Annotated in this window: 4 protein-coding genes; 3 read left to right on the top strand and 1 reads right to left on the bottom strand. The window is 47.0% G+C overall.

What is annotated here, in order from left to right; translation table 11 throughout:
* Window positions 1-155: 155 nt before the first annotated feature.
* Window positions 156-839, bottom strand: coding sequence for a LuxR C-terminal-related transcriptional regulator (locus ACEN2J_RS20340; RefSeq protein WP_442108516.1), 684 nt, complete (start codon window positions 837-839; stop codon window positions 156-158).
* Between the two features lie 227 nt (window positions 840-1,066).
* On the opposite strand from ACEN2J_RS20340, the gene ACEN2J_RS20335 reads away from it, so the two are divergent.
* The 3 genes from ACEN2J_RS20335 to ACEN2J_RS20325 all read left to right on the top strand — a co-directional run bounded on the left by ACEN2J_RS20335 (window position 1,067) and on the right by ACEN2J_RS20325 (window position 5,204).
* A complete protein-coding gene (locus ACEN2J_RS20335) occupies window positions 1,067-1,552 on the top strand; it encodes an oxidoreductase (RefSeq protein WP_442108514.1) in 486 nt (161 codons plus the stop codon).
* Between the two features lie 3 nt (window positions 1,553-1,555).
* On the top strand, window positions 1,556-4,138 hold the full coding sequence (locus ACEN2J_RS20330; RefSeq protein WP_442108512.1) for an ATP-binding protein: 2,583 nt from the start codon (window positions 1,556-1,558) through the stop codon (window positions 4,136-4,138).
* Window positions 4,139-4,637: 499 nt separating this feature from the next.
* Window positions 4,638-5,204 (top strand): LabA-like NYN domain-containing protein, encoded by a 567-nt coding sequence (locus ACEN2J_RS20325; RefSeq protein ID WP_442108510.1) that lies wholly within the window; start codon window positions 4,638-4,640, stop codon window positions 5,202-5,204.
* Window positions 5,205-5,475 lie beyond the last annotated feature (271 nt).

Here is a 5,475-nt window from a genome sequence, read left to right as displayed (position 1 = left end):
CGGAATTGAAGCCACAACCCCAGACCAGATCGCCGCATGACCGACAAGCCTCAAACACCAGATTTGACAATAACTCTTGAATGAATGAGCAGCACGCCATGGGACGCTCACGTGGCGGCCTGACGACCAAAATCATTGCCTTGGTCGGTCTTGCGCTAAATAATATCCCATTCTTTGCTGATTATCACCGCATGGGCGCGGTTTCGTGCATTTAATTTACGGCATATCGCGCGCATATGCATTTTTATGGTAACTTCGCTTGCTCCAATCGCTGAAGCAATTTCCTTATTCGTTCGACCCTCTGAAGCTAATTGCATAATGCCGATTTCTCTTTCGCTCAGGGATGAAGCACCGGAAGCGCCAGAGTTGGTGCTTTTTGTTCGGTCATCAGCCGGCACGAAAATCTGACCGGAAAGAACCAAGTCAACGACACTGACCAATGCTCTGAGTGATAATGTCTTTGGCACCCAACCGCGCCCCCCGTTGTCAATAGCAGCCTGAACTATGGCTTGATCGACATTTCCCGAGAGCAAAACAACCCATGTCGGCTTAGCCGTTTCGATCACTTTGATTACGCTTTTCAATCCCATCATACCGGGCATTTTGAGGTCGAGCATCACCAAATCGAAATCTACGCCAGATGAAAGTGCTGCAAGCGTTTCATCAAACGTTGATACAATCTGCGCGCGAAACTGTCTTGGTGGAGCGGCAAGTGCAGCCGCAACGGATTCCGCCAACAATACATGGTCGTCCGCGATTAGAATCGTAATTTTTTTTTGGATGTCTGTTGCGTCTGTTTCATTGTTTAGCACGTTAGCGACATCTCTTATAGTGTTCATTTTTGGGCTTTCTCTTGTACACTAGTATATTCATCACAGAAAATAAATGCGTCACAATTGCACTCGTATTGAAACTTCTATGGCTCTTTGGAGGAAAGCGTATACGCACCGCAACCGCACCTAAGGTGGGGCGTGATATCTAAAGATACAATTTACAACTAAGTTAGGTGAGCATAATCCTCTAACTGGGCGGAACATTTACTTTTACCTATAAACTTGAGGAACTTATGCAAAGAAGACGTTTCCTGACAATTAGCGCAGCCTATCTTGCTAGCTCTTGGACTGCAGCTGCAGCTGAGTCCATTTCTTTGACGCTGGACGGTGACATCAACAACAAACATCCTATTTCATTACAAGATGCAGATTTGATGACGCTCCCTCAGATCGAAATTCAAACCGAAACGCCTTGGACTAAAGGTGAAAAAACTTTCTCGGGGCCTGCACTGTCCTCCGTCTTAGACCGTTGGGCTGCAGGGCCAGGAAAATTGCGCCTGACAGCAATCAATAATTACAGCATTGATATGGCGCAAACCTTAATTTCTGACAATGCCCCAATCATTGCGACGCATATCAACGGGGCTCCACTTAAACGGCGTGATAAAGGCCCTCTTTGGATCGTTTTTCCCTACAGCGAAAGTGGCGAATTTCGCACCGAAAGAATTTACGCTGTAAGTGTCTGGCAGCTCATTAAAATCACAGTCTTGCAGGCCTAAAAAATGGGTTTGCTTCTACAGTCTAACCAGCAGAATACACGACTGAACAGCATTTTGAGTGCTCCGCTTCTTGTTGCTGTGCTGGGTGCTACTTTGGCTGTGCTGCTACACATTGCAATACAATTTCACCTACAGTTGGAGAAAACACGTGTAGCTGCTTCTGATAGCCGTATGTGGAGCGTAGTGCAGATGGAGGTTGACCATCAAAACCTTTTGTTCCGGGTTGCGGAATACCAGCATCAGGTCAGTAGCCCTGCGTACATAGACGTATCGGCCGATATTGTAGCGGTGGCTTTTGACATTTTTTTCAGCCGAACCATAATCACATCTGTCATACTCGGCACCAAAGCAACGCCCGAAAATCTGAGGCTAAAGGTCGTCGAACTTGTCCGTTCGCGTGACGCGCTTGCCGACACTTTTGATGGACTTGACTTTACAGACCCCGCAGCTCTGCTGCAATTCCAAGCAGGAATTGCGGCGCTGGATGAGCCCATACGCCAAATATCGCTAGGGGCGCTCGATCATTTTGTTGAACAAGCTCAGACTGCCCGATCGCAAGAGGCTGTGCTGTGGTCGAGGCTTTTGACAACTAATATTGCTTTGTTGTTTCTAATGAGCGGGGCCATGTTTTTGGCGCTTCGGCTGCGTAAACAAATAGCGCGACAATTCAGGAACCTACAAAATGCTACAGACAATATTCGCATGGTCTATGAGAAAGCAACGCTTGCCGTGATCATTTGCGACTGCAATGGAAACGTGTTGTTATTCAACCCGGAAGCCCAAAAGTTGTTCGGCCGCAGTGAGGCGGATATGCTGGGCCGTAGCATTTCAGATACGATTATCCCCACACGTCTGCGCGCAGCGCATCAAAAAGGCATGGGCCATTACAAAAACACAGGGCAGGGGAAACTGATTGATGCGGGGTCAGTGCAGACTGTCGGTATGCGCGCAGATGGGAGCGAGGTTTCGATCGAGCTTTCTCTTCGCGCTAGTCGTGACTTTTTAGGACAAGCGACCCATATTGCCTTTATACGTGATATTTCCGAGCAATTGGCACACGAACGGATACTGCAGAATGCGATGGAGGAAGCCAGCCTTCACGCAGCTGCGAAATCAAAGTTTTTGGCAACGATGAGTCACGAAATGCGGACGCCGCTACACGGATTGCTGGCGTCCTTGGAGCTGATCGACGATGAGGGCATTGAGCCGTCGAGCCGTGAGTTGTTACAGACAGCGCGCGACTGCGGCCTGCGCAGCCTTGAGCAGATCAACGATGTCTTGCAGATTAGCCGTATGGAGGAGGTGAACGAACCTTTAGCCGCACACGTGCCCGAGGCTTTGGTGCGTAAAATTTTTGACGAATTGGGCTCTCTGGCAGCACCTCAAAATACTCAACTTTTGTTAAATGTGAGCGGAGCAACGACAGATCAGCTTTGGATGGGAAAACCCCGAACCTTTTTGCGTGTTATGTACAACCTGATCGGTAACGCGATTAAGTTTACCCACAATGGTACAGTCGTGGTAAATTTAGAGTTTTCGTCAACTGACGCCGAAAATCAGACTTTGCACGTTATCGTCCAAGATAGTGGCATCGGGATATCACGGGAAAATTGCTTACAAATTTTCGACCCATTCTTTACAACGTGCCAACCACAGGGAGGTGCGTTTAATCACCACACCGGCCTCGGGCTCCCCATTGCCCAAAAGGGTGTAACCGAATTGGATGGCGTATTGGCTGTATCGAGCAAACTGGGCCAAGGCAGCAGTTTTTTCTTTGATATCCCATTAACATTAGCCCCTGATACGGTTGCAGAATGCACGCGAGCAGAAAATGAAATCACAACAGGTGATTTTGACCTCAAATGCCTTGTTGTTGATGACAACATAGTTAATTTGAGCCTTACAGCACAAACCATCCGTAAAATGGGATGTAACGTGCAAATGGCCAGTAGCGGATTAGATGCCGTTGATCTTTGTGCCGAGACTGCTTTTGATATCATATTTATGGACATAAACATGCCTGGTGGCGTTAGCGGAACCGAAGCAACCGCAATGATCCGAGCAGCAGGTTGCTGTTCGAACGCTGTGGTTGTGGCACTAACAGCCGATACAACTTTTAAATGGAAAGAAAATCTTTCTTTAAGCAAGGTGAATTTTGTGATGCACAAACCCATTAATAAAGATGTGCTTATAAAAATGCTGTCAAAGGTTTCTTTATGTAGCGACAAAGAGGCCGACATCCATTTTGATGCCACAACCGACGAACATGATGGCACCGAACCAGAATTCGATTTTGACGAGCTGGTCGAATTTATTGGCGAAGCGTCCGCATTGAATTTGCTAAGCTGTGTAGGCAAAGACATCAGCGCTGCTTCGGACGCAATCTTGGATCCTACTCCGAATACGCCAGATATACTACATCGCGCAATTGGATCAACTGCAGCGATTGGGTTGGTGAAGCTTAGTAAATTGTTACGTCAAGCAGAAGATCGAGCCCGAGATGGAAATATAGAAGACTGCCCAGATTTGATAAAGAAAATCAACAGAAGTATAGCAAATGCAAAATCGTGCATCACCGCGCAATAAAGCTGAGTCCAATGCTCGGTAATCCCCCCGAAAAATGGTTGTGTTGAAAATTATAATTTTCGCGGCAAGATATGCCAAGGAGATTCACTATGAAGAAGTCACGATATTCAGGCCAAGTTCGCAAAGGCGTCACCCCGCGGAAACACTCGAAATCAATGGGTCAGAAGCGGCGCATATTTTCCAACTAAAGATATCAGCATAATTCTTTATTGAGCTCATCAATTCTTTGCAGCCTAGTTAAACTCAAAGCCGTGTTTAGGTCGGGAGAATTTAATGTGATCAGAACGATAAAATTAAGTAACTACATTTCAGTGCAAGGCTTGCAGGTTGGCCAGCTTGAAGACGGTAAGATAGCCGTTCGCTTGGATGGCAAGGAATACTTCGGATTGCCTGTTTCCATGAAAGAACAAAGGGAAATCCCCCGAAACCAGTGTTACTGTGAACCATTTGAATTGGTTTTTGATTAGAGATCAAGCTTAATTAAATTGGAGTTATATTTATGTTTTATAAAGATGAACGGCTTGCTTTATTCATTGATGGATCCGCGCTTTATAACGCGGCACGCACGCTGGGATTTGAGGTAGACTTCAAGTTACTTCATCGGGAGTTTGTTCGCCGAGGAAAAGTAATGCGTGTCGGATACTATATATCACTTGTTGACGGCGAGGAGTTCAACCCGCTTCGTCCTTTAATTGATTGGCTTCAATATAATGGATATGCTGTTGTCACGAAAATGGCTAAAGAATACGTAGACAGCATGGGGCGCCGAAAAGTTAAAGGAAATATGGAAGTTAACATCGCTGTAGACGCAATGGAATTAGCACCCCGTATAGACCATGCCGTTTTTTTTACGGGGGATGGTGATTTGGTACCCTTGGTGGAAAGCTTGCAGCGTCAGGGCGTGCGTGTTTCAATAGTTTCTACTACTCGCAGTCATCCGCCCATGGCATCAGATGAGTTGCGGCGTCAAGCCGATAGTTTTATCGAATTAGACGATTTGCGCGCTACAATTGGTCGGCCAGCGCGTGAAGTACAGCTAGAACGCGTGGATGAATTGACAGCATGACGTGCGCTGGCCCCTTTTCTGGACCGCCGGATGATAGAATTTTTCGGCTGGATCACGTCGACGGACCGGTTGCGCCGCAGTGATAATGCATCTCAATCGGGATGGGGGCGGATAAAAAGTTGCATTTGTTTTACATCAAAGGCTTTTACGGTCTTTGATTGGGCTCATCCCTCACCCTTTGATAACAAAACCAGGAGCTATGCTTGAATTTGGGTGACGCGCATTCTCAGGCGGCGCGGCTTTCGGTGTCAGCGGTCACTTCGACACCGTC

It is taken from the genome of Pseudorhodobacter sp. W20_MBD10_FR17, from assembly GCF_052119765.1.
Taxonomy (GTDB): Bacteria; Pseudomonadota; Alphaproteobacteria; order Rhodobacterales; family Rhodobacteraceae; genus Pseudorhodobacter.
The sequence above is the reverse complement of the archived record's forward strand: the minus strand, read 5'-3'. Positions and strand labels throughout refer to the sequence as shown.

Coding starts and splice junctions, on each gene's coding strand:
- ACEN2J_RS20330 (WP_442108512.1), top strand. CDS start 1,556: ATGGGTTTGCTTCTACAGTCTAACCAGCAGAATACACGACTGAACAGC.
- ACEN2J_RS20335 (WP_442108514.1), top strand. CDS start 1,067: ATGCAAAGAAGACGTTTCCTGACAATTAGCGCAGCCTATCTTGCTAGC.
- ACEN2J_RS20325 (WP_442108510.1), top strand. CDS start 4,638: ATGTTTTATAAAGATGAACGGCTTGCTTTATTCATTGATGGATCCGCG.
- ACEN2J_RS20340 (WP_442108516.1), bottom strand. CDS start 839: ATGAACACTATAAGAGATGTCGCTAACGTGCTAAACAATGAAACAGAC.